At 69.1% G+C, this 19,469-nt stretch carries 22 protein-coding genes and 1 pseudogene; 2 read left to right on the forward strand and 21 right to left on the reverse strand.

The window, feature by feature from the left end:
* Positions 1-78: 78 nt before the first annotated feature.
* The 3 genes from pyrH to rpsB all read right to left on the reverse strand — a co-directional run bounded on the left by pyrH (position 79) and on the right by rpsB (position 2,862).
* Positions 79-855: a UMP kinase gene (gene pyrH, locus OG953_RS12595; protein ID WP_405684209.1), complete on the reverse strand. Its 777-nt coding sequence runs from the start codon at positions 853-855 to the stop codon at positions 79-81.
* 159 nt (positions 856-1,014) lie between these two features.
* A complete protein-coding gene (gene tsf, locus OG953_RS12600) occupies positions 1,015-1,851 on the reverse strand; it encodes a translation elongation factor Ts (protein WP_405684211.1) in 837 nt (278 codons plus the stop codon).
* 102 nt (positions 1,852-1,953) lie between these two features.
* On the reverse strand, positions 1,954-2,862 hold the full coding sequence (gene rpsB, locus OG953_RS12605) for a 30S ribosomal protein S2 (protein WP_405684212.1): 909 nt from the start codon (positions 2,860-2,862) through the stop codon (positions 1,954-1,956).
* 277 nt (positions 2,863-3,139) lie between these two features.
* Between rpsB and OG953_RS12610 the strand changes: the two are divergent.
* Positions 3,140-3,640 (forward strand): annotated as a pseudogene (locus OG953_RS12610) (peptidoglycan DD-metalloendopeptidase family protein); the annotation flags it as partial.
* Between the two features lie 215 nt (positions 3,641-3,855).
* Here the strand turns inward: OG953_RS12610 and OG953_RS12615 are convergent.
* The 18 genes from OG953_RS12615 to proS all read right to left on the reverse strand — a co-directional run bounded on the left by OG953_RS12615 (position 3,856) and on the right by proS (position 18,360).
* Positions 3,856-4,422 (reverse strand): TetR/AcrR family transcriptional regulator, encoded by a 567-nt coding sequence (locus OG953_RS12615; protein WP_405691793.1) that lies wholly within the window; start codon positions 4,420-4,422, stop codon positions 3,856-3,858.
* Positions 4,423-4,539: 117 nt separating this feature from the next.
* Positions 4,540-5,376 carry an RNA polymerase sigma factor WhiG gene (whiG, locus tag OG953_RS12620; protein WP_093899085.1) on the reverse strand — a complete coding sequence of 279 codons (837 nt, stop codon included), beginning with the start codon at positions 5,374-5,376 and terminating at the stop codon, positions 4,540-4,542.
* 242 nt (positions 5,377-5,618) lie between these two features.
* On the reverse strand, positions 5,619-6,863 hold the full coding sequence (gene dprA, locus OG953_RS12625) for a DNA-processing protein DprA (protein WP_405684215.1): 1,245 nt from the start codon (positions 6,861-6,863) through the stop codon (positions 5,619-5,621).
* Positions 6,860-8,485 carry a YifB family Mg chelatase-like AAA ATPase gene (locus OG953_RS12630; RefSeq protein ID WP_405684216.1) on the reverse strand — a complete coding sequence of 542 codons (1,626 nt, stop codon included), beginning with the start codon at positions 8,483-8,485 and terminating at the stop codon, positions 6,860-6,862. Before OG953_RS12630 ends, dprA begins: the two co-directional genes overlap by 4 nt.
* Complete coding sequence (locus tag OG953_RS12635; protein ID WP_093899088.1) at positions 8,485-8,844, reverse strand: YraN family protein; 360 nt, start codon at positions 8,842-8,844, stop codon at positions 8,485-8,487. The genes OG953_RS12630 and OG953_RS12635 overlap by 1 nt, the downstream gene beginning before the upstream one ends.
* Before the next feature lie 136 nt (positions 8,845-8,980).
* Positions 8,981-9,289 (reverse strand): DUF2469 domain-containing protein, encoded by a 309-nt coding sequence (locus OG953_RS12640; protein ID WP_003965949.1) that lies wholly within the window; start codon positions 9,287-9,289, stop codon positions 8,981-8,983.
* Between the two features lie 64 nt (positions 9,290-9,353).
* Positions 9,354-9,842: an NUDIX hydrolase gene (locus OG953_RS12645; protein ID WP_405684218.1), complete on the reverse strand. Its 489-nt coding sequence runs from the start codon at positions 9,840-9,842 to the stop codon at positions 9,354-9,356.
* On the reverse strand, positions 9,832-10,578 hold the full coding sequence (gene lepB / locus OG953_RS12650) for a signal peptidase I (RefSeq protein WP_405684219.1): 747 nt from the start codon (positions 10,576-10,578) through the stop codon (positions 9,832-9,834). Before lepB (OG953_RS12650) ends, OG953_RS12645 begins: the two co-directional genes overlap by 11 nt.
* A gap of 51 nt (positions 10,579-10,629) precedes the next feature.
* Positions 10,630-11,544 (reverse strand): signal peptidase I, encoded by a 915-nt coding sequence (lepB, locus tag OG953_RS12655; protein WP_405691795.1) that lies wholly within the window; start codon positions 11,542-11,544, stop codon positions 10,630-10,632.
* Positions 11,444-12,520: a signal peptidase I gene (lepB, locus tag OG953_RS12660; protein ID WP_405684220.1), complete on the reverse strand. Its 1,077-nt coding sequence runs from the start codon at positions 12,518-12,520 to the stop codon at positions 11,444-11,446. Before lepB (OG953_RS12660) ends, lepB (OG953_RS12655) begins: the two co-directional genes overlap by 101 nt.
* The gene (lepB, locus tag OG953_RS12665) at positions 12,513-13,283 is read right to left on the reverse strand and encodes a signal peptidase I (protein WP_405684221.1); all 771 of its coding nucleotides are present in this window, start codon (positions 13,281-13,283) and stop codon (positions 12,513-12,515) included. The genes lepB (OG953_RS12660) and lepB (OG953_RS12665) overlap by 8 nt, the downstream gene beginning before the upstream one ends.
* Before the next feature lie 45 nt (positions 13,284-13,328).
* Positions 13,329-13,679, reverse strand: a complete 351-nt coding sequence (gene rplS, locus OG953_RS12670; RefSeq protein WP_093899094.1) for a 50S ribosomal protein L19 — start codon at positions 13,677-13,679, stop codon at positions 13,329-13,331.
* 129 nt (positions 13,680-13,808) lie between these two features.
* Positions 13,809-14,630, reverse strand: a complete 822-nt coding sequence (gene trmD / locus OG953_RS12675; protein ID WP_405684223.1) for a tRNA (guanosine(37)-N1)-methyltransferase TrmD — start codon at positions 14,628-14,630, stop codon at positions 13,809-13,811.
* Positions 14,630-15,214, reverse strand: coding sequence for a ribosome maturation factor RimM (rimM, locus tag OG953_RS12680; protein WP_405684224.1), 585 nt, complete (start codon positions 15,212-15,214; stop codon positions 14,630-14,632). The genes trmD and rimM overlap by 1 nt, the downstream gene beginning before the upstream one ends.
* A gap of 79 nt (positions 15,215-15,293) precedes the next feature.
* Positions 15,294-15,533 carry an RNA-binding protein gene (locus OG953_RS12685; protein WP_005311361.1) on the reverse strand — a complete coding sequence of 80 codons (240 nt, stop codon included), beginning with the start codon at positions 15,531-15,533 and terminating at the stop codon, positions 15,294-15,296.
* A 2-nt stretch (positions 15,534-15,535) separates the two neighbouring features.
* The gene (rpsP, locus tag OG953_RS12690; protein ID WP_030928571.1) at positions 15,536-15,979 is read right to left on the reverse strand and encodes a 30S ribosomal protein S16; all 444 of its coding nucleotides are present in this window, start codon (positions 15,977-15,979) and stop codon (positions 15,536-15,538) included.
* Between the two features lie 157 nt (positions 15,980-16,136).
* Entirely contained in the window at positions 16,137-16,730 is a 594-nt protein-coding gene (locus OG953_RS12695) for a hypothetical protein (protein WP_030928573.1), read from the reverse strand.
* Between the two features lie 214 nt (positions 16,731-16,944).
* The gene (gene proS / locus OG953_RS12700) at positions 16,945-18,360 is read right to left on the reverse strand and encodes a proline--tRNA ligase (protein WP_405684226.1); all 1,416 of its coding nucleotides are present in this window, start codon (positions 18,358-18,360) and stop codon (positions 16,945-16,947) included.
* 242 nt (positions 18,361-18,602) lie between these two features.
* Between proS and OG953_RS12705 the strand changes: the two genes are divergently transcribed.
* A complete protein-coding gene (locus OG953_RS12705) occupies positions 18,603-19,463 on the forward strand; it encodes a methyltransferase domain-containing protein (RefSeq protein ID WP_405684227.1) in 861 nt (286 codons plus the stop codon).
* Positions 19,464-19,469: the final 6 nt, after the last annotated feature.

Consider the following 19,469-nt stretch of genomic DNA (forward strand, 5'->3'; position numbering starts at 1 on the left):
ATCCTTCGGGGCCTGTCCCGGGGTGTTCCCCGCAGGCCCCGGACCTTTCCTTGACTTCCCGGGAAGGTCCCCCGGTTCTCAGGCCCGGGTGCCCTGGTCACTCACGAGCGTGCCGATCTTCTCACCCTTGACCGCGCGGGCGATATTGCCCGTGGCGGTCAGCTCGAAGACGAGGATCGGCAGCTGGTTGTCGCGGCAGAGCGTGATGGCGGTGGCGTCGGCGATCTTGAGATCGCGGGCGAGCACCTCGCTGTACTCAAGGGCGTCGAACTTCACCGCGTCGGGGTTGGTCTTCGGGTCGGAGTCGTAGACCCCGTCCACCCCGTTCTTGCCCATCAGCAGACCCTGGGCGTCGATCTCCAGGGCGCGCTGGGCGGCAGTGGTGTCGGTGGAGAAGTACGGCATCCCCATGCCGGCGCCGAAGATGACGACACGGCCCTTCTCCAGGTGGCGCACGGCGCGCAGCGGGATGTACGGCTCCGCGACCTGCCCCATGGTGATGGCGGTCTGGACGCGGGAGTCGATGCCCTCCTTCTCCAGGAAGTCCTGGAGCGCCAGGCAGTTCATGACCGTGCCGAGCATGCCCATGTAGTCGGAGCGGGCCCGGTCCATGCCGCGCTGCTGGAGCTCGGCACCGCGGAAGAAGTTGCCGCCGCCGATGACGACCGCGATTTGCGCGCCGTCGCGGACGACTGCCGCGATTTCCCGGGCGATGGCGTGTACGACGTCGGGGTCGACACCGAGACCCCCGCCGCCGGCGAACGCCTCTCCGGACAGCTTCAGCATGAAGCGCCCGGGTACCTTGCCGTCGTCGCGCTTGTGGTCACCTTTTGCGGCGTCCGCGCCCTTGTTCATGGAGATTCTCCTCGTGCACATACGAAGAAGGCCATTGCCGGTGGGTCTGGTGTCCCTCAGCGGCAATGGCCTCCTCGTCAGTTCTGCGGTCGTACGGCATGTGTGCGGCCGACGACTGCACCAGACCCTATCGGGGTCCACCGTTGTTCGCGGACGGACTCAGATGCCGACCTTGATGCGCGAGAAGCGCTTCAGGGTGACACCGGCCTCGTCCAGAACCTTCTGGACGGACTTCTTGTTGTCCTTGGCGAACGCCTGCTCCAGGACGACGACGTCCTTGAAGAAGCCGTTGACGCGACCCTCGACGATCTTCGGAAGGGCGGCCTCGGGCTTGCCCTCCTCGCGAGAGGTGGCCTCGGCGACACGACGCTCGTTCTCGACCGTCTCGGCCGGGACCTCGTCGCGGTTGAGGTACTTCGGGGCGAAGGCGGCGATGTGCTGCGCAACGTCCTTGGCGACCTCGGCGTTCTCCTTGTCCAGCTCGACGAGCACGCCGACCTGCGGCGGAAGGTCGGGCATGGTGCGGTGCATGTACGCAGCCACGTAACCGCCGGTGAACTGCGCGAAGCGGTCCAGGACGATCTTCTCGCCGAGGTTGGCGTTGGCCTCGTCGACGTACGCCTGGACGGTCTTGCCTGCCTCGATCTCGGAGGCGAGCAGCGCGGCCAGGTCGGTCGGCGAGGTCGCGGCGACGTGGGCGGCGAGCGCGTTGGCGACGGCCAGGAACTTCTCGCCCTTGGCGACGAAGTCCGTCTCGCACTTCAGCTCGAGCAGAACGCCGGAGGTCTTGTCCTCGGAGATGAGGGAGACGACGGCGCCGTTCTCGGCAGAACGGCCCTCGCGCTTGGCGACGCCCTTCTGACCCTTGATACGGAGCGCCTCGACGGCCTTGTCGACGTTACCCTCGGCCTCGTCGAGCGCCTTCTTGCAGTCCATCATGCCGGCGCCGGTCAGCTCGCGGAGCTTCTTGACGTCAGCGGCGGTGTAGTTCGCCATGAGTCTGTGTTTCTCTCTCGAAGTCTGAAAGATCTACGGGTGGACGGCGGGGGCGGTGCTCGTGGCACCGGCCCCCGCCGTCATTCAGCCGTGACGGAGGTGTCAGGCCTGCTCGGCGTCCGCGGCCGGAGCCTCGGCAGCGGGGGCCTCGGCAGCGACCTCGGCCGGCGTCTCGGCGGCGTCCGCGACCTTCTCGGTCTCGGCAGAGGTCTGCACCTCGGCATCGGCCTTCTTGTCACCCTCGAGCAGGTCGCGCTCCCACTCGGCGAGCGGCTCGCCGGCGGCCTTCTCGCCCGGCTTCGAGTCACCGGTGGCGGCACCGGAACGGGCGATGAGGCCCTCGGCGACGGCGTCGGCGATCACGCGGGTGAGCAGGGTGACGGAGCGGATCGCGTCGTCGTTGCCCGGAATCTTGTAGTCGACCTCGTCGGGGTCGCAGTTGGTGTCGAGGATCGCGACGACCGGGATGTGGAGCTTGCGCGCCTCACCGACGGCGATGTGCTCCTTCTTGGTGTCGACGATCCAGACGGCGCTCGGCACCTTCTGCATCTCGCGGATACCACCGAGGGTCTTCTCCAGCTTGGCCTTCTCGCGGGAGAGAACCAGGAGCTCCTTCTTGGTGAGGCCGGAGGCGGCCACGTCCTCGAAGTCGATGAGCTCGAGCTCCTTCAGACGCTGAAGGCGCTTGTAGACGGTGGAGAAGTTGGTGAGCATGCCACCGAGCCAACGCTGGTTGACGTACGGCATGCCGACGCGCGTCGCCTGCTCGGCGATGGCCTCCTGGGCCTGCTTCTTGGTACCGACGAACATGATGGAGCCGCCGTGGGCGACGGTCTCCTTGACGAACTCGTAGGCGCGGTCGATGTACGACAGCGACTGGAGCAGGTCGATGATGTAGATGCCGTTGCGCTCGGTGAAGATGAAGCGCTTCATCTTCGGGTTCCAGCGACGGGTCTGGTGACCGAAGTGGACGCCGCTTTCCAGCAGCTCCCGCATCGTGACGACGGCCATGGCCGTACTCCTTGAGGTGCTCGGTTGTCGCGACCGCAGGATTGCTGTCGCGCCTGACGCCCCGACGCGCCGTGCCACAAGGGACCGAGGAGCGCGGCCACCATCCGCAGAGAGGGAGGTGGCGGGGCGTGCGAAGTCGACCCGGTGACCCGGATCGCCATAGGAAGTGTACGGGACAGGTCGAGTGCCGGGTGACGGCGCTGTCCACAACCGGTCGGTAGTCCACAGATCCGGTTCATGATCCCCGCGATTCCGAGCGGTGCGGGACGGTTCTGCCATGCGATGCACACCGGATCCGACCGTTTCCCTTTTCAGGCACAGATTCCGCTTCTGCGGCGCCGCGCTCGTGGCGGTGTTGGTTCTTCTCTCAGCGCTGTGCGGCGCGCCGGTCGCGGCAGCCGAAGAGCCGGCGCCCGCGCCTGTTCCCGCACCCGCGCCCGCTCCCTCACCGGCGCCCCGGCCGGACGGTGCCCGGTTGTGGCCGCTTGCCGGACGGCCTGCGGTCGTACGGGGATGGGAGCCGCCGGTGAGTACCTACGGACGGGGCCACCGCGGGGTGGATCTCGCCGCAGAGCCGGGCACGGCGGTGCTCGCCGCGGCCTCGGGCCGGGTCTCGTTCGCAGGGCGTGTGGCGGGGCGCGGGGTGGTGGCGATCGAGGTGGCCGGGACCGGCGATCCGCCGCTGCGGACCACGTACGAGCCGGTGCGCGCGCTGGTCGCGAAGGACGAGAAGGTGACGGCAGGACAAGTAGTGGCGGTCGTGGAGGCGGGGCCCTTCCACTGCGCATCGGGCTGTCTGCACTGGGGACTGCGGCACGGTGACGCATATCTGGATCCGTTGTCGCTGCTGCCGCCGGAACTGCTGCGACGGGGTCCGTCCCGGCTGCTGCCAGTGTTCGGCGTACCGGAGCCCAGGCCCTCGGCCGAGGGGGCCGGGGACGGACTCGCCGCCCCCGGCGTTCTGTTCGTCGTTGCCGCGGCGCGGCCCCGACGTCAGTCCTGTATGCCCTGTACGCCTCGCAGGACCATGGCGACGGCGGTGTCCGCGATCACGGCCGGCTCCTCCGCCACGCCGAGTTCGATACGGCGCACCGCGGCGTCCACCGAGCCCTGCAGCAGCATCGCCGCCAGTCTCGGCTGCTCGTGGCCGAGATCGCCGAGCGCCTCGACGATCATGGCGATGAGCCCGCCGTGCGCGGCCCGGATCTTCTCGCGTGCGCCGGCGTCCAGCTCGCTCGCCGAGATCGCGACGACCGCCCGGTGGCGGCGGTCTCCGACGAGGTCGAGCTGCCGTCGTACGTAGGCCTCGATCTTTCCCACGGGCGTGGTGGCCTGCTCCATCGCGTTCTCGACCTCGGCCGCCCAGACGGGGAAGTCGACGGCGCACAGCTCTTCGACGACGGCCGCACGGGAGCGGAAGTACTCGTAGACGGAGGACCGGGCGAGGCCCGTGCGTTCGGCGAGGGCGGGGAAGGTCAATGCCTCCGTACCCCCCTCGGACAGCAGGGAGCGGGCGGCGTCCAGGAGGGCGCCGCGCTGCATGGTCCGGTGCTCGGCCACCGAGGCCGCTCGAATCCTGGGCACGCATCCACTCTACGGCGACCGGTGTTCGAGAGGGCGGGTGTGGCCCCGATCAGTGGCCGAAGCAGCCACGGCCGGCAGCGGCCACCGGTGGTATCACCGTCCGGCGTCGGCCAATTTCGCGCGCAGTTGCAGCACCGACTTGGTGTGGATCTGGCTCACACGGCTCTCGGTCACCCCGAGCACATTGCCGATCTCGGCGAGAGTGAGGCCCTCGTAGTAGTAGAGCGTGACGACCGTCTTCTCGCGCTCCGGAAGCGTATTGATCGCCCGGGCGAGCAGCCGTCTGAGCTCACGGTCCTCGGCGACCTCCACCGGATTGTCGGCGGCGGTGTCCTCCAGCGTGTCCATCAGGCTCAGCCGGTCACCGCCCTCGCCGCCGACATGCAGCAGTTCCTCCAGCGCGACCACGTTCGCCAGCGACAACTGGCTGAAAACCGCGTGCAGTTCCTCCAGCGCGATGCCCATCTCCGCAGCGACCTCCGGCTCGGAAGGCGTGCGTCGCAGCTGCGCCTCCAGCGTGGCATAGGCGCGTTCCACGGCCCGCGCCTTCTGGCGCACCGAGCGTGGGATCCAGTCCAGCGCACGGAGTTCGTCGATCATCGCGCCACGGATGCGGGTGATCGCGTACGTCTCGAACTTGATTGCGCGCTCGATATCGAACTTCTCGATCGCGTCGATCAGTCCGAACACCCCCGAGGAGACGAAGTCCGCCTGCTCGACATTGGAAGGCAGGCCCACACTCACCCGGCCCGCGACGTACTTCACCAACGGCGAGTAGTGCAGGATCAGCTGCTCCCGCAGCCGCTCGTCGCCCGTGGACTTGTATGAACGCCACAACTCGTCGAGCGAGGAGGGGGCAGGGGGGCGCACAGTGCCACGCGCAGCCGGTGGTACTGCCGCGCGGTCAGACCCGGAGGTGTGCTGGGGCATGTGGTGCCTTGAGCCGTTCTGCTGTGAAGTGCTGGGGGACTTGTGTCTGAGTCGGAATTCATGTGAGCGTAGCGTGACCGAGGCGTCGCGGTCCGCGCAGGACAGTGGATCGGCGCCGTGCGATTCCGACCGATCGAACATGACTGAGGTCCGGGGCCGTCGCCACGTGCGCCGGCCCCGGAGGCGTCGCTGAAGGATCCGCCGAGGTCATCGGCATCACCTTTTCACCCGAATGCTCCAGGTCAAGTACCGCCTCGCCGCGCGTCGCCGTTGCATGTCGGTCTCGGCGTCAACCGCCATCCATCGCCATCACGTTCGACGAACCCCAGTGAGTGCAGTTCGTACAGTCTGCCGAGCGCTTCATCGATGCTGGTTCCCGCGCCGCGGGCCACATCGCGCCCGCCGACGGCGCCGCGGGACGGCAGCGCGTCGAGAACCCTGGCGGAGACCGCGTCCAGCAGGTCCCTGGGATGTACGGGGCCGCGTCTGGCCGGAGCGAGTTCGCCGATGTCCCCCACCAGTTCGACGACTTCCGAGGCATCCGTCACCAGGATGCCCTCCCCGCGGAGGAGTTCATGGACTCCTGCTGACAACCCGCTGGTGGCGGGGCCCGGCACGCCCATGGTGAAGCGGCCGAGCCGCTGCGCGCTGTGTGCGGTGACCAGCGAACCACTGCGGTATTCGGCCTCGACCACGACCGTCCCGCGCGTCAGCGCGGCGATGACCCGGTTCCGGAGAATGAATCTGCTGCGGGTCGGATGATCGGACGGTGGTAACTCGCCGATGACGAGCCCCTGTTCCGCCATGCGTCCGATCAGCTCGGCATGTCCCCGGGGATAGGCGACGTCAACACCGCAGGCCAGGACCGCCATCGTCGCCCCGTCAACGGCGAGCGCGCCACGATGGGCTGCCCCGTCCACCCCGAACGCCGCTCCCGACACGACCACCCACCCCAGCTCCGCGAGCCCCGCGCCGAGGCTCGCCGCCATATGGGATCCGTACGGTGTGCAGGCACGGCTGCCGACCACGGCGACCGAGCGCAGCGCCCAGAGCCGCAGATCGCGCGGCCCCCGCACCCAGAGGCCGGTCGGCCTGGCGTCTGCCAGGTCGTCGAGCTGGCTGGGCCATTCCCGGTCGCCGGGGCAGACGAACCGCCCGCCGAGGGCGGCGACCGCCGCCAGGTCCCGCTCGGGCTCGGCGCTCTCGGCCCGTAACCGGTATCCGCCCAGACGTTTCGGAGTCATTCCGCTCAGCCGCTCCGCGGCCCCGTCCCTGGTGGTGATCCGCCGCAACAGTTCGACGGCACCGCACTCGCGCATCCAGCGGCCGCCGCGCTCGTCCCCCGGCTCCAGGATGCGGGTCAGCGCAGCCCGCGCCAGCCGTTCCCGATCGCTCACCGCCGGCCCCGGCCCCGCGCCCCGCTCCGGGTCCCACGCCGGAAGGCACCCCGTTTCCTGCCCCTGCCCAGGGTCCGCCCGCGGATTCATGACGCTCCGGCCTTCGTCAAGGCGCCCCGTGGGATCCCGGTCCGCAGTTCCAGCGCCACCGCGATGTCAAAGCCGTCCGGGCGGTCGGCACCGCGCAGATCGGCGACCGTCCACGCCACCCTGAGCACCCGGTCCAGGCCCCGTGCGGTGAGCGCGCCCCTTTCCATGTCCCGTTCGGCCTCCATCAGCGCGCCCGGTGCCGCGGCCAGCCGGGTCCGCAACTCATGGCCGGGCACCTCGCTGTTGGTGGTCCACACCGTGCCGGCCAACCGGTCTGCCGCCCGCGCCCTGGCCTCCCGGACCCGGGCCGCGACGGTGGCCGTCGACTCACCCCTGCCGCCCTGCCCCATCAGGTCCTCGCGCCTGACCGGGTCGACAACCACCCTCAGATCCACCCGGTCCAGCAACGGCCCGGAGAGTCTCGCCTGATAGCGCCGGACCGTCGAGGGCGCGCACTCGCAACCGGCACCGCTGAGGGTGTGCCGGCCGCAGGGGCAGGGGTTGGCGGCCAGCACCATCAGGAATCTGGCGGGCAGCCGCACCACCCCGGCGCTGCGTGCCACCACCACATGCCCCGACTCCAGCGGCTGGCGCAGCGCGTCCAGCGCCCGCACGGAGAATTCCGGCGCCTCGTCCAGAAAGAGAATCCCCCGGTGGGCCAGAGAGACCGCACCGGGCCGCGGCAGCCCGTTTCCCCCGCCCACCAGCGACTGCATGGTCGCCGAGTGGTGCGGTGCACAGTACGGCGCACGGGTGACCAGTGGTTCCCCCGGCGGCAGAATGCCTGCCACCGAGTGCACCGCGGTGACTTCCAGGGACTCCTTCCTGGTCAGCGTCGGCAGAATCGCCGACAGCCTTTCGGCCAGCATGGTCTTGCCGGCGCCCGGCGGTCCGGAGAGCAGCAGGTGATGACCGCCCGCCGCGGCAACCTCCAGCGCCTTGCGGGGCCGCTCCTGCCCCGCCACATCCGCCAGATCCGGTGGGTTGCCGTCACCCTGCCCGGGCACCCGGGCGAGCCCGATGCCGATACCCGCGCCGGGCACCATCAGCCCGGCCAGCATGGTGTCGGGGCGCCCCTCGCCGTGAGCCTGCCGTTCGTCCGGCACCGGCTCGTCGCAGAGCACCGCGATCAGCTGCCGCAGGCTCCGTACCCCGAGGACCGAGATCCCGGGCACCAGCGCCGCCTCCCCCGCGGTCTGCTCGGGCACGACGACCTGGCGATACCCGGCCTCCGCCGCGGCGAGCACGGCAGGCAGCACGCCGCGCACCGGCCGCACCCGGCCGTCCAGCCCGAGTTCACCGATCATCACCACATCGGCGATGGAGGCCGGGTCGATCCGCTCGGCCGCGCCCAGCACCGCACAGGCAACCGCCAGATCGAAACCGGAGCCGCCCTTGGGTACGGAAGCCGGTGACAGACCCACCGTGAGTTTCTTCTGCGGCCACTCGGCCCCTGAGTTCGCAACCGCGGCCCTGACCCGGTCCCGGCTTTCCACCAGGCTCTTGTCCGGCAGCCCCACCAGGGTGAATGCGGCCACCCCCGCCTCCAGGTCCGCCTGGACCTCCACCACCACACCCTCGACGCCGACGAGCGCCACCGAACACGCTCGCGCGAACCCCATCAGGCCACCCCCCGCGCATGCTGGGCGACGGGTGCGCCGCGCCTGGGCAGCACCACGCCGACCAGGTCGATCCGGACCCCACCGGGCGGCGGGCCGCCGTGCCGGTGGAGCCAGATCCCGGCCAGCCGTCTCAGCCGCTCCGCCTTGACCGGTGTGACGGCTGCCATCGGATGCTCGAAGGCACCCGCCCTGCGGGTCTTCACCTCGCAGACCACGAGTGCGTCGCCGTCCATCGCAACGATGTCGATCTCACCGGCACGACAGCGCCAGTTCCGTTCCAGTACGGACATGCCGGCGTCGGTCAGCAGCCGCGCCGCCAGATCCTCGCCGTACCGCCCGAGTGCCCCCCGTGCGTTCATATCGGCACCACCTCCGGCACCGACTCTGACGCGTCCGGTCCCAGCTGGTGGATCTTGGTGGACAACTCCGGGATTGTGGACAACTCAGCCACCCGGAAGGGGGAATCCATCCCCTTGAAGAGCGCGTAAAACGGGCTCAGCCACCCGGAAGTTCGAGATCGCTCTTGTTGAGCTCCTCGATGTTGACGTCCTTGAACGTCAGCACCCGTACCTGCTTGACGAACCGTGCGGGCCGGTACATGTCCCAGACCCAGGCGTCCGCCATGGATACTTCGAAAAACACCTCACCCTGAACCGAGTGCACCTGCATCTCGTAGTCGTTGGTGAGGTAGAAGCGCCGTTCGGTCTCGATCACATATTTGAACAGACCGACGACATCTCGGTACTCCCGGTAGAGCTTCAGCTCCATCTCGGTCTCGTACTTTTCGAGGTCCTCGGCGCTCATTGGCATGTTCCCCTTCAGCCGTGCGTGCCCCCATTGTGCGCCAGGCTCCGGCGCCCCTGGGCGCTTAGGCGATTTCGGGGGCCAGAACCAGTGGCGTACGCGGAGGACCCTCGTCGAGCAGCGTGCGCAGCAGCTCGGCGAGTCTGGTCGGGTATACCGTCTCACGCGCCACCGACAGTTCGGCGGAGGTCCACCACCTCAGACCCGCGACGCTGCGCTGCTCCAGCCCGGTCAGCCCACTGGTATCGGTGGCGGTCTGCTTCGTACGTGCCAGGAAGTACCACTCGTCCTGGTTCCAGCGGCGCCCGTCGAACGGGAACGAGCACATCCGCTGCCAGAGCAGCGGGCCCAGCTCGACGTCGGTGATCCCGGTCTCCTCCGCGAGCTCCCGCAGCGCGGCCTGTTCCCGGGTCTCGTCGCCCTCCAGACCGCCGCCGGGGGTGAACCACCAGGTGCTCTCGGGGTCCTCCGGCTCGAACCCGTGTATCAGGAGAATGCGGTCGTCAGAGTCCAGGAGCACCACCCTGGCGACCTTCCGCTCCTCAACGCGCACCGGCAAGTACCCTTTCGCGCCTGTTCCGTGCCGACCGCGCGGACCGTGCCGCGATCGGGCCGGATGCGGCACCGACGAGGATGAGCACCACACCCGCCACCACGGCCCCGAGCTGCAGCCGCAGCGGTCCGGGCGACGACACCCCACCGGGGAAGGAGGCGAAGGTCTGCGGCCGTTCGACCATGCCGCCCAGCGGCCAGGCGATGGCGTCCACCCGGGCCTGCACCGCGCTGCGCGGCACGGAGCCCTGCCCCGGGTCGTCCAGGTGGACCCGGGAGTCCAGCGAGGCGCTGCGCTCGTCCCCGAGCAGGAAGAGCTGCCCCTTGGGAACATCCGCGGTGAAGTCGTTCGCCGAGGCGAGGCCCTTGGTCCGCAGATACGGTTCCTCAATGGGTTTGCCGTTGACGGTGAGCCGGCCCTTGTCGCAGCAGGCGATCTTGTCGCCGCCGATCCCGACGACACGCTTCACCATCGGCATGTCACCCCACACCGGATCGGTGAAGACCACCACGTCGCCCCGGTGCACCTCGCTGCCGTCGATCCGCTGTGCGAGCACCCGGTCGCCGGCGTGCACCGTCGGTGTCATCGACTCGGTCGGCACGGTGTACGGCTTGTACACCACGGCTCCCCAGGCGAAGCCGCCGAGGAAGAGCACACAGCCGACGGCCACGGCCAGCCCCGACAGCATGCTGCCGAGCCGACCGTGGCCGTCATCCGTACGTCCTGTTCCACTCATCCCAGCGTCCCCCACCTCGGAGATCGACAATCGCTGATCCGAGTCGGCACCCTACCCGGCGGTACGCTCGCTGGTCAGCCTCCTGCGACGCCACAGCACGAGCGGCAGCGCTCCGGCTACACCGAGTGCTCCCGGAGCCAGGCCCATCGCCGTGTTGATCCCCGACTGGTCGTTGATCCCCGGCTGGTCGAAGGTCTTCGGGACGGGCAGGGTCGCCCAGCGGTTGATCGGCCACGCCACGACGATGGCCCGGCCGACGACCTCGTCGTTGGAGACCGTGCCGCCACCCGGCAGCTCCTGGTGGTAGCGGGAGTCGAGGGAGTTCTGGCGGTGGTCGCCCATCACCCAGATCCGACCCTCGGGCACCTTGATCGGGCCGAACGGTTCGTCATTGCAGGGGGTGTTTCCCGGGAAGATGAACGACTGGTCGTCCAGTGCCTTGCCATTGACGATGACCGGGCCGTTCTTCTTGCACTCCACCGTGTCGCCGCCGACCGCGATGACCCGCTTGATCAGGTCCTTCTCCTCGACGGACGGCATCAGTCCGATGAAGCTGAGGAACTTCTGCACCACATTCGGATTGGGCGTCTGGGTGTCCTCCAGCCAGCCGCCCGGGTCGTGGAAGACCACGACCTCGCCACGCTTGGGCTCCGCGCCGAACCAAGGGGTCAGCTTGTCGACCAGCACCCGGTCGCCCCGCTGGAGCGTGTCCTGCATCGAGTCCGAGGGGATCGAGAACGCCTGCACCAGAAACGTCTTGATCAGCAGCGCGAGAACCAGCGCGATGCCGATGAGCAGGGGCAGCTCCTTCCAGAAGGAGCGTGGCTTCTTCTGGGACGTACTACCGCCGTTCGGAGCGTCGCCGTCACCCTCCGTGTTGTCCGCCGCTCCGGCGGACTCGACGTTCTCCGGATTGTCCGGCCGGTCCTCGGGTTCGTCGTGTCCGGATCGTGCGCCGACCGCCAAATCCCCCACATCCACTCCTTACTCCGTGCCACGGCCTGCGCCCTAGCCGGTGCAGGCCCACCACTCCCATAACGAGCGGGAGTTCCGCAGGGGTCGGGAGAGGGATCATTCCATTGGGATCCTTGGACGACACACTATTCGACGGGCCCGACGCAGCAGCCGTCCCGGCGCGCGCGTCAGGGACCGAGTCGAATGTCGCCGGTTCCTCCAGTTTTCGCCAGTGCCCGAAGGGCCAGGCGATCACCACAGCCCGTCCCACGACCTCGTCCTCGGAAACCGTGCCGTGTTCCGGCTCGTCCAGGTGATAGCGCGAATCGGCCGAATTGGACCGATGGTCGCCCATCACAAAGATCCGCCCGGCCGGAACCTTTACCTCGAATTTGATGAGGGAGGGCGGATTACCGGGATTCAGATAGGGCTCGTCCAGCGGTACGCCGTTGACGGTGATCCGGCCGTCCTTGTCGCAGCACTTCACCGTGTCGCCGCCGACCGCGACCACCCGCTTGATCAGATCCTGTTCGTCGTCGGACGGCAACAGCCCGATGAAGGTCAGTGCCTCCTTCACCTGCTTGACGACGACGGGCGAGTCCTTCTTTCCGGCGTTCTCCTGCTTCAGCCAGTCACCCGGGTCCTTGAAGACGACGACATCGCCGCGCTGAGGCCTGGATCCGAACCAGGGCGTCAGCTTGTCCACGAGCACCCGGTCGCCGATCCGGATGGTCTGTTCCATCGACCCCGACGGGATCACGAAGGCCTGCACCAGGAAGGTCTTGAGCACGAGCGCGATCACCAGCGCCACGGTGATGAGAAGGGGGATCTCCCGCACGGCCGACCTGCGCCGCCTCCGCTTGACCTTGCGGGCCAGCTTGCGCCGTTCCGCCCTGGTCGGCAGTGAGCGCGCGACCATCGGCCGGCTGCCGGTCGGCAGCGGTATCTCGGGGTCGGGCCCGTCCTGTCGCCGCCCGCGGTTACCCATGGGCCCCGCCCGTCACCCGTGCGCCGGCGAAGGCGCCACTGTCCGGCAGCGAGCCCAGCCGGCCCAGCGGCCAGCCGATCCAGTCCACCCTGCCGATCACCATGTCGACCGGGACCATGCCACCGCCCGGTTCTCCCAGGTGGTCACGTGAGTCGCGGGAATTGCTGCGATGGTCGCCCATCATCCACAGCGCGCCGTCGGGCACGACGATGTCGAAGCCCACCCCGGACGGCGCATCTCCCGGATACAGGTAGCCCTCGTCGACCGGCCGGCCGTTCACCTCGACCCTTCCGCGCCTGTCGCAGCAGACCACCCGGTCGCCTCCCACGCCCACCACGCGCTTCACGTAGTCGGTCTCGGCAGGCTCTGCCAGCCCCAAGGACGCTGCCACACCGTGCAGCAGCCCGGTGACGGGATTCTCCTGGGGAGCTTCCTGCACGAACGATCCGGCGCCGTCGAATACCACCACATCGCCGCGCTGCGGTACGGAGCCGAAACGGTACGCCAATTTATTGACCAGCACCCGGTCCCCCACTCGCAGTGTTGGCTCCATCGAACCGCTGGGAATCAGGAAGGGCTGCACCACGAAGGCGCTGAGGAGCAGCACGAAGACCGAGCAGACGGCTCCGAGTACGGCGGTCCGCCGCCACGAGATCGAGGCGGTCAACCGGTCCGGGATACGCGAGAAGCGCGACCCCTCCTCCGACCCTGCTGCGGGTCCGGAGGAGCGGTCGCGCTCCGAGGGCTTGGCTTCCGTGTCCATCGGGGCCAGAGCTTATCCGGCCATCCTGTGGACCTGGGAGTTAGCTCAGTTGTCGCGCTTCTCCTTGATCTTCGCGGCCTTGCCGCGCAGCTCACGGAGGTAGTACAGCTTGGCGCGACGGACGTCACCACGGGTGACGAGCTCGATCTTCTCGAAGATCGGGCTGTGCACCGGGAAGGTGCGCTCGACGCCGACGCTGAAGGAGACCTTGCGGACCGTGAAGGTCTCGCTGACGCCCGAACCCTGGCGGCGGATGACTACGCCCTTGAACTGCTGGATACGGGAGCGGTTGCCCTCGATCACTCGGACGTGGACGTTGACGGTGTCACCGGGGCGGAACGCCGGGACGTCGGTACGCAGCGATGCGGCGTTGACGCCATCGAGCAGGGAAGCCATGTTGTCTGCTTTCTTCGCCGATGCCACAGGTCATCGGCGGGAGATAGTAAGGAGATGGGGGTGCTGATCGCGTCGGGCGGGCGTCGTTCCCCCTGTGGCAGGGGCGCACGCCGGACGTACAGCAGCGGCCTATTCTTCCATGGCCTCGGGCCTGCGCCAAAATTGTCCACCGGGCTCCGGCGACCAGCCGAGGATGGAGAGGATCTCGCGGTCCTTCTTGTCGAAGCCGCGCGCCTCGCAGCGCTCGATGAGATCGGGCCGGTTGAGCGCGGTACGACGGAACGCCTCGTCCCGCCGCCAACGTGCGATCTTCCCGTGGTGACCGCTGAGCAGGACGTCCGGGATGCCCCTGCCGCGCCACTCGGGCGGCTTGGTGTAGACGGGCCCCTCCAGCAGATTGGCCATCTCGCCGGGGGCGAAGGAGTCGTCCCGGTGCGATTCGGCGTTGCCGAGCACGCCGGGCAGCAGCCGGGCCACCGCCTCCGTGATCACCAGCACCGCGGCTTCCCCACCGGCCAGCACATAGTCCCCGATGGACACCTCGACGACCGGCATGCGGGTCGCGTACTCGTCCATCACCCGCCGGTCGATGCCCTCGTAACGGGCCGGCGTGAAGATCAGCCAAGGCCGCTCGGAGAGCTCGACGGCGAGTTCCTGGGTGAACGGACGGCCGCTGGGTGTGGGCACCACAAGGACCGGGGAGTGCGCCCCGGCCTCGTACCCGCCCGCCAGCGCGTCGTCCAGCGCCTCGCCCCACGGCTCGGTCTTCATCACCATGCCGGGGCCGCCGCCGTACGGGGTGTCGTCGACCGTGTTGTGCCGGTCGTACGTCCAGTCCCGCAGGTCGTGCACGTGCACATCGAGCCGGCCGCGCGCGCGGGCCTTGCCGACGAGGGAGACGTTCAGCGGTTCCAGGTACTCCGGGAAGATCGTGACGACATCGAGGCGCATCAGGCGTCCTTCCCGGACTCGGGCGCCTCGTCCTCGTCGCCGTCCTCGTCGCGCAAGGAGGCGATCACGGCCTGGCTCTCGTCGATCAGACCGGGCGGCGGGGTGATCACCGCGCGCTGCTCCTCCAGATCGATCTCGGTGACGATCTCCTCGACGAACGGGATCATCACCTCGCTGCCGTCCGGCCGCTCGACGATGAAGAGATCCTGGGACGGCAGATGCGTGATCTCGGTGATCCGCCCGATCTCGGTGCCGTCGGCGAGGACCACGTCGAGGTCCATGAGCTGATGGTCGTAGAACTCCTCGGGGTCCTCGGGGAGTTCCGCCGGGTCGACCTCGGCGATCAGGAGCGTGTTGCGCAGGGCCTCGGCAGCCGTACGGTCGCGTACGCCCTCGAAGCGGAGCAGCAGCCGTCCGCTGTGCACTCGGCCGGTCTCGATCGTCAGCGGTCCGGCGGTGGCCGGTTCGGTGGCGAGTACGGCCCCGGGCGCGAGCCGCAGCTCCGGTTCGTCCGTACGCACCTCGACGGTGACCTCGCCCTTGATGCCGTGGGCACGGCCGATCCGCGCGACTACCAACTGCACCTTGTGTCTCTCCTGTCATACGACGACGGGCCGGGGCGGGCGCATGGCCCTCCCCGGCCCGTGCCGGTGTTCAACTCTGTCAGCGAACCTGATCCACATCGACGAGGTCGACGCGGATGCCACGGCCGCCGATGGCGCCCACGACGGTACGCAGTGCGCGTGCGGTGCGGCCGTTGCGGCCGATCACCTTACCGAGGTCGTCGGGGTGGACCCGGACCTCGAGTACGCGACCACGGCGCAGGTTGCGCGAGGCAACCTGCACATCGTCGGGGTTGTCGACGATGCCCTTCACGAGGTGCTCGAGAGCCTCCTCGAGCATGCTCAGGCCTCGGTCGACTCGGCGGGCGCAGCCGCGTCAGCAGCCTCGTCCGCCTTCTTGTCGGCCTTCTTCGCCTTCTGCGTGATGGCCTCGCCCTTGGACTCCTCGCCGGTGTCCTTGGCCAGAGCCTCGAACAGGGCGCGCTTGTCGGCCTTGGGCTCCGGCTGCAGCAGCGGCGCGGGGGCCGGGAGACCCTTGTGGGCCTGCCAGTCGCCGGTGAGCTTCAGGATCGCGAGAACCGGCTCGGTCGGCTGGGCGCCGACGGACAGCCAGTACTGCGCACGCTCCGAGTTGACCTCGATGCGCGAGGGGTTCTGCACCGGGTGGTACAGGCCGATCTCCTCGATGGCCCGGCCGTCACGGCGGGTACGGGAGTCGGCGACGACGATGCGGTAGTGAGGCGAACGGATCTTGCCCAGACGCTTCAGCTTGATCTTGACTGCCACGGAAGTGGTGTCTCCTGGTCTATGACGTGGTTGGGCACAACGAAGATGCCACGTGGGGTTGCGGTACTCGGGTGCCCGATGGACGCGTCAGCCGGAGGAGAGAGGGGTCCTATGCGACTGTCGAGTACAGCTAGCCATTGTGCCACACCACATCGGGTCACCCCACCGCGACCGCGGCTTCCGGGATACGGAACGGCTTTCCGCAGCCACCGCAGACGATCGGTGCCTGCGCCAGGACCGACGGGACGACTCGCACATTGCGTCCGCAGTCGCAGACGGCCTTGACGCGGACTCCTCCGCCGGAGGAGCCGTGCCGGGCGGCCGGGCCACGGAAGGAACGCTTGGTGTCGGCGGCGGTGGCGACCGTATGCGCCTTGAGGGCGCGCTGCAGCCGCTCGATCGTCGGGCGGTACCTGCGCTTGGCCTCGGGATTGAGCGTGACCAGCGAGAAGCCACTGCTGGGGTGGGGCTCCTCGGCATGGTCGAGACCCAACTCCTCGGCGATCGCGAGGAATCGACGGTTGTGGTAGCGGCCGGCTCGCGAGGTGTCGCGGACACCTCTCGCGGCGGCGATGCCATGGACTGCCTCGTGCAGCAGTCGTTCGAAGGAGAGCTCGGCGCCACAGGCGGACGAGGACTCTCCGATCAGGGACTCGGGCGCGGCTAGATCCGGCAGCTCGGGGTGGTACCGCTGAATGTCGGCCCACGCCTGCGCCAGCTCTGCGGCAAGTACAGGTGGTGTCGTGCTCACGTCGTGACAACGAGCGCGAGTGCCCAGGTGTTCCGATTCCGGGCCATCCCAAATAATTTGCACGTACCAGTCAGTTGCCGTTGATGCGTCCTGACGAGGGCGGGTGCGCAGATCTGCGGAGAAGTCTCACAGCCCACACCAAGGTGGTACGTAGCGACCCGTACGCCGGGACGCGTAGGCGGCAAACGTACGCCGGGTGCCGAGCGGCTCCGCGTCAGTAGGCGCGGGCCACCAGGGCGACAGTACCGGGGGCATCGTCCGCGTCCGGCACCGACCCGTCCTCGGCGACCAGACACCGTACGGACACCCCGTGCTCCGCGAGCCGGGCCTCGCCCGCCGCACCGAGGGCCGACCAGTCGATACGCGCCCAGCCGCCCGCCGCCGCCGCCTCCACGGCCTCGTCGGCGGACGCGACCTCGCTGGTGGACGACTCGCGCCGGCTCCGGGACTCCCTCAGCAGCGTCGCCTGGTCCTCCTCGAGGACCGCCGGAAGCAGCGCGGGCAGGGCCTCGACCGCGACCGGCTCCTTCCCGCCGGGGATGCGCCGGGCCAGCATCGCGGTGCCGTTCGCCAGATCGCGCGGGCCGACCTCGATCCGTACCGGCACGCCCTTCAGCTCCCAGTCGACTGCGCGGCGGCCGAACGGGGTGTCGGTGCGGTCGTCGACCTCGGTCCTGATCCCTGCGGCGCGCAGCCGCTCTCCGATGGACCGGACCGCGGTCAGCACCGCTTCGTCCCCCTTGATCGCGAGGACGACCGCCTGGACGGGCGCGAGCCGCGGCGGCACCCGGAGGCCGTGATCGTCGCCGTGCGCCATGATCAGCCCGCCGACCATGCGGGTCGACGAGCCCCACGAGGTCTGCCAGACGAGTTCCTGCCTGCCTTCCCTGGACAGGTAGCTGGTGTGGAAGGCCTCGGCGAAGTTGGTGCCGAGCTCATGGCTCGTACCCATCTGCAGGGCCTTGCCGTCCCGCATCATCCCTTCGAGCGTCAGGGTGTTGACGGCCCCGGCGAACCGCTCGGCGGGGGTCTTGCGGCCGAGGACCACATCGATGCCCAGCACGTTGACCATGAAGTCCGCGTAGACGTCCCGGTGGATGTACGCCGCGTACTCCCGGGCCTCCTCGTAGGTGGCGTGGGCGGTGTGACCCTCCTGCCAGAGGAATTCCGTCGTACGGAGAAAGACCCGCGGGCGCATCTCCCAGCGCACGACATTCGCCCACTGGTTGATCAGCAGCGGCAGATCCCGGTAGCTCTGCACCCACTTCGAGAAGTACTCGTTGATGATCGTTTCGGACGTCGGCCGCACCACCACGGGCTCTTCGAGCTCTTTTCCGCCGGCGTGGGTCACGATCGCGAGCTCCGGCTCGAAGCCCTCGACGTGCTCGGCTTCGCGTGTCAGGTAAGACTGGGGGATGAAGAGCGGGAAGTAGGCGTTCCGGGCGCCCGCCTGTTTGATACGGGCATCCATCTCCTGCTGCATCCGCTCCCACAGGCCGTATCCGTACGGCCGGATGACCATGGTGCCGCGCACCGGACCGTTGTCCGCGAGTTCGGCCTTGTTGATCAGATCCTGGTACCAGCGGGGAAAGTCCTCGGCCTGGGGCGTGAGAACGGGTGCCTTTGCCATGGCGCGCATCGTACGGCGATACCACCCACCACACAGGGCGACGGGCCCTGCGTCCACGGGCCGTCCCCACGGGCGCACCACCGGAGCACGCAAGCATTGCCATCAGACCCCTGGACGCGGGCGCGGATGCGCAGTTCTCTGACATACGGGGGGGGGGGAGCGGGCGCACACGTACGGGGGGCATCCACTCGGGGCACGACCGATCGGACATGACCGACCTCTCGGCGGATTGGGGCGCTTCCATGACACCAACGCTCGTCCGGCACCACAGCTTCGCGCACACGGCCACCCCGGTGGACTCCGGCAACCATGCCCGGGACTGGGCCGAGATTCAGGAGCGGATGCTCGCACCGCTGTACGAAGCGGTGTACGAGCGGCTCGAAGTGGGAAGTGGCACCCGGCTGCTCTCCCTCGGCTGCGGCTCCGGTCTCGCGCTGCTGATCGCGGCCGCGCGCGGGGCGCGCGTCACCGGCGTCGACACCGACCCCGAACGACTGGCACTCGCCCGGGCCCGGCTGCTGCCCGGTCCGGGGAGCGATGCCGGGCCGCCGGCCGGGCATCCGCGGCTCCTGGACGGCGATCCGTCCGCGGCCGCCCCGGCCGACGGAACGCCGTACAACCTGCTCACCGCGTTCACCCCGATCGGCTGCTCGTCCGGCGACGGGGAAGGGCTCGTGGAGGCGCTGCGGTCCGCCGTACCGCTGGCCGCCCGGGGCAGCACGGTCGTACTGACCGGGTGGGGTCCACCGGAGCGGTGCGCGACGGCGCCGGTGCTTCGGGTGGCGGGCCGGCTCTCCGACGGGTCGCGGGCGCCGCGCACGGGCGGCTGGCGGCCGTGGACCCGGGACGATCTGGAAGAAGTGGCGTTCCGGGCCGGTCTGAATCCGGACGGCTCCGGACGGGTCGCGTGCCCGTTCGGGTACGCGGACATGGACAGTGCGGTACGGGGGCTGCTGTCGACACGGCTCTTCGATACGGCGGTGCGGGCGACGGACCGGGACCAGGTGGCCAAAGAGGTCGCGGAGGCCTTGCATCCGCACCGGCGCCGGGACGGCACGATCTGGATGCCGAACGTCTTCCGCTATCTCGTGTGCACCACCTGAGCCATT

Origin of the sequence: Streptomyces sp. NBC_00057, assembly GCF_045041165.1 — a bacterium.
In the GTDB taxonomy this organism is placed as follows: domain Bacteria; phylum Actinomycetota; class Actinomycetes; order Streptomycetales; family Streptomycetaceae; genus Streptomyces.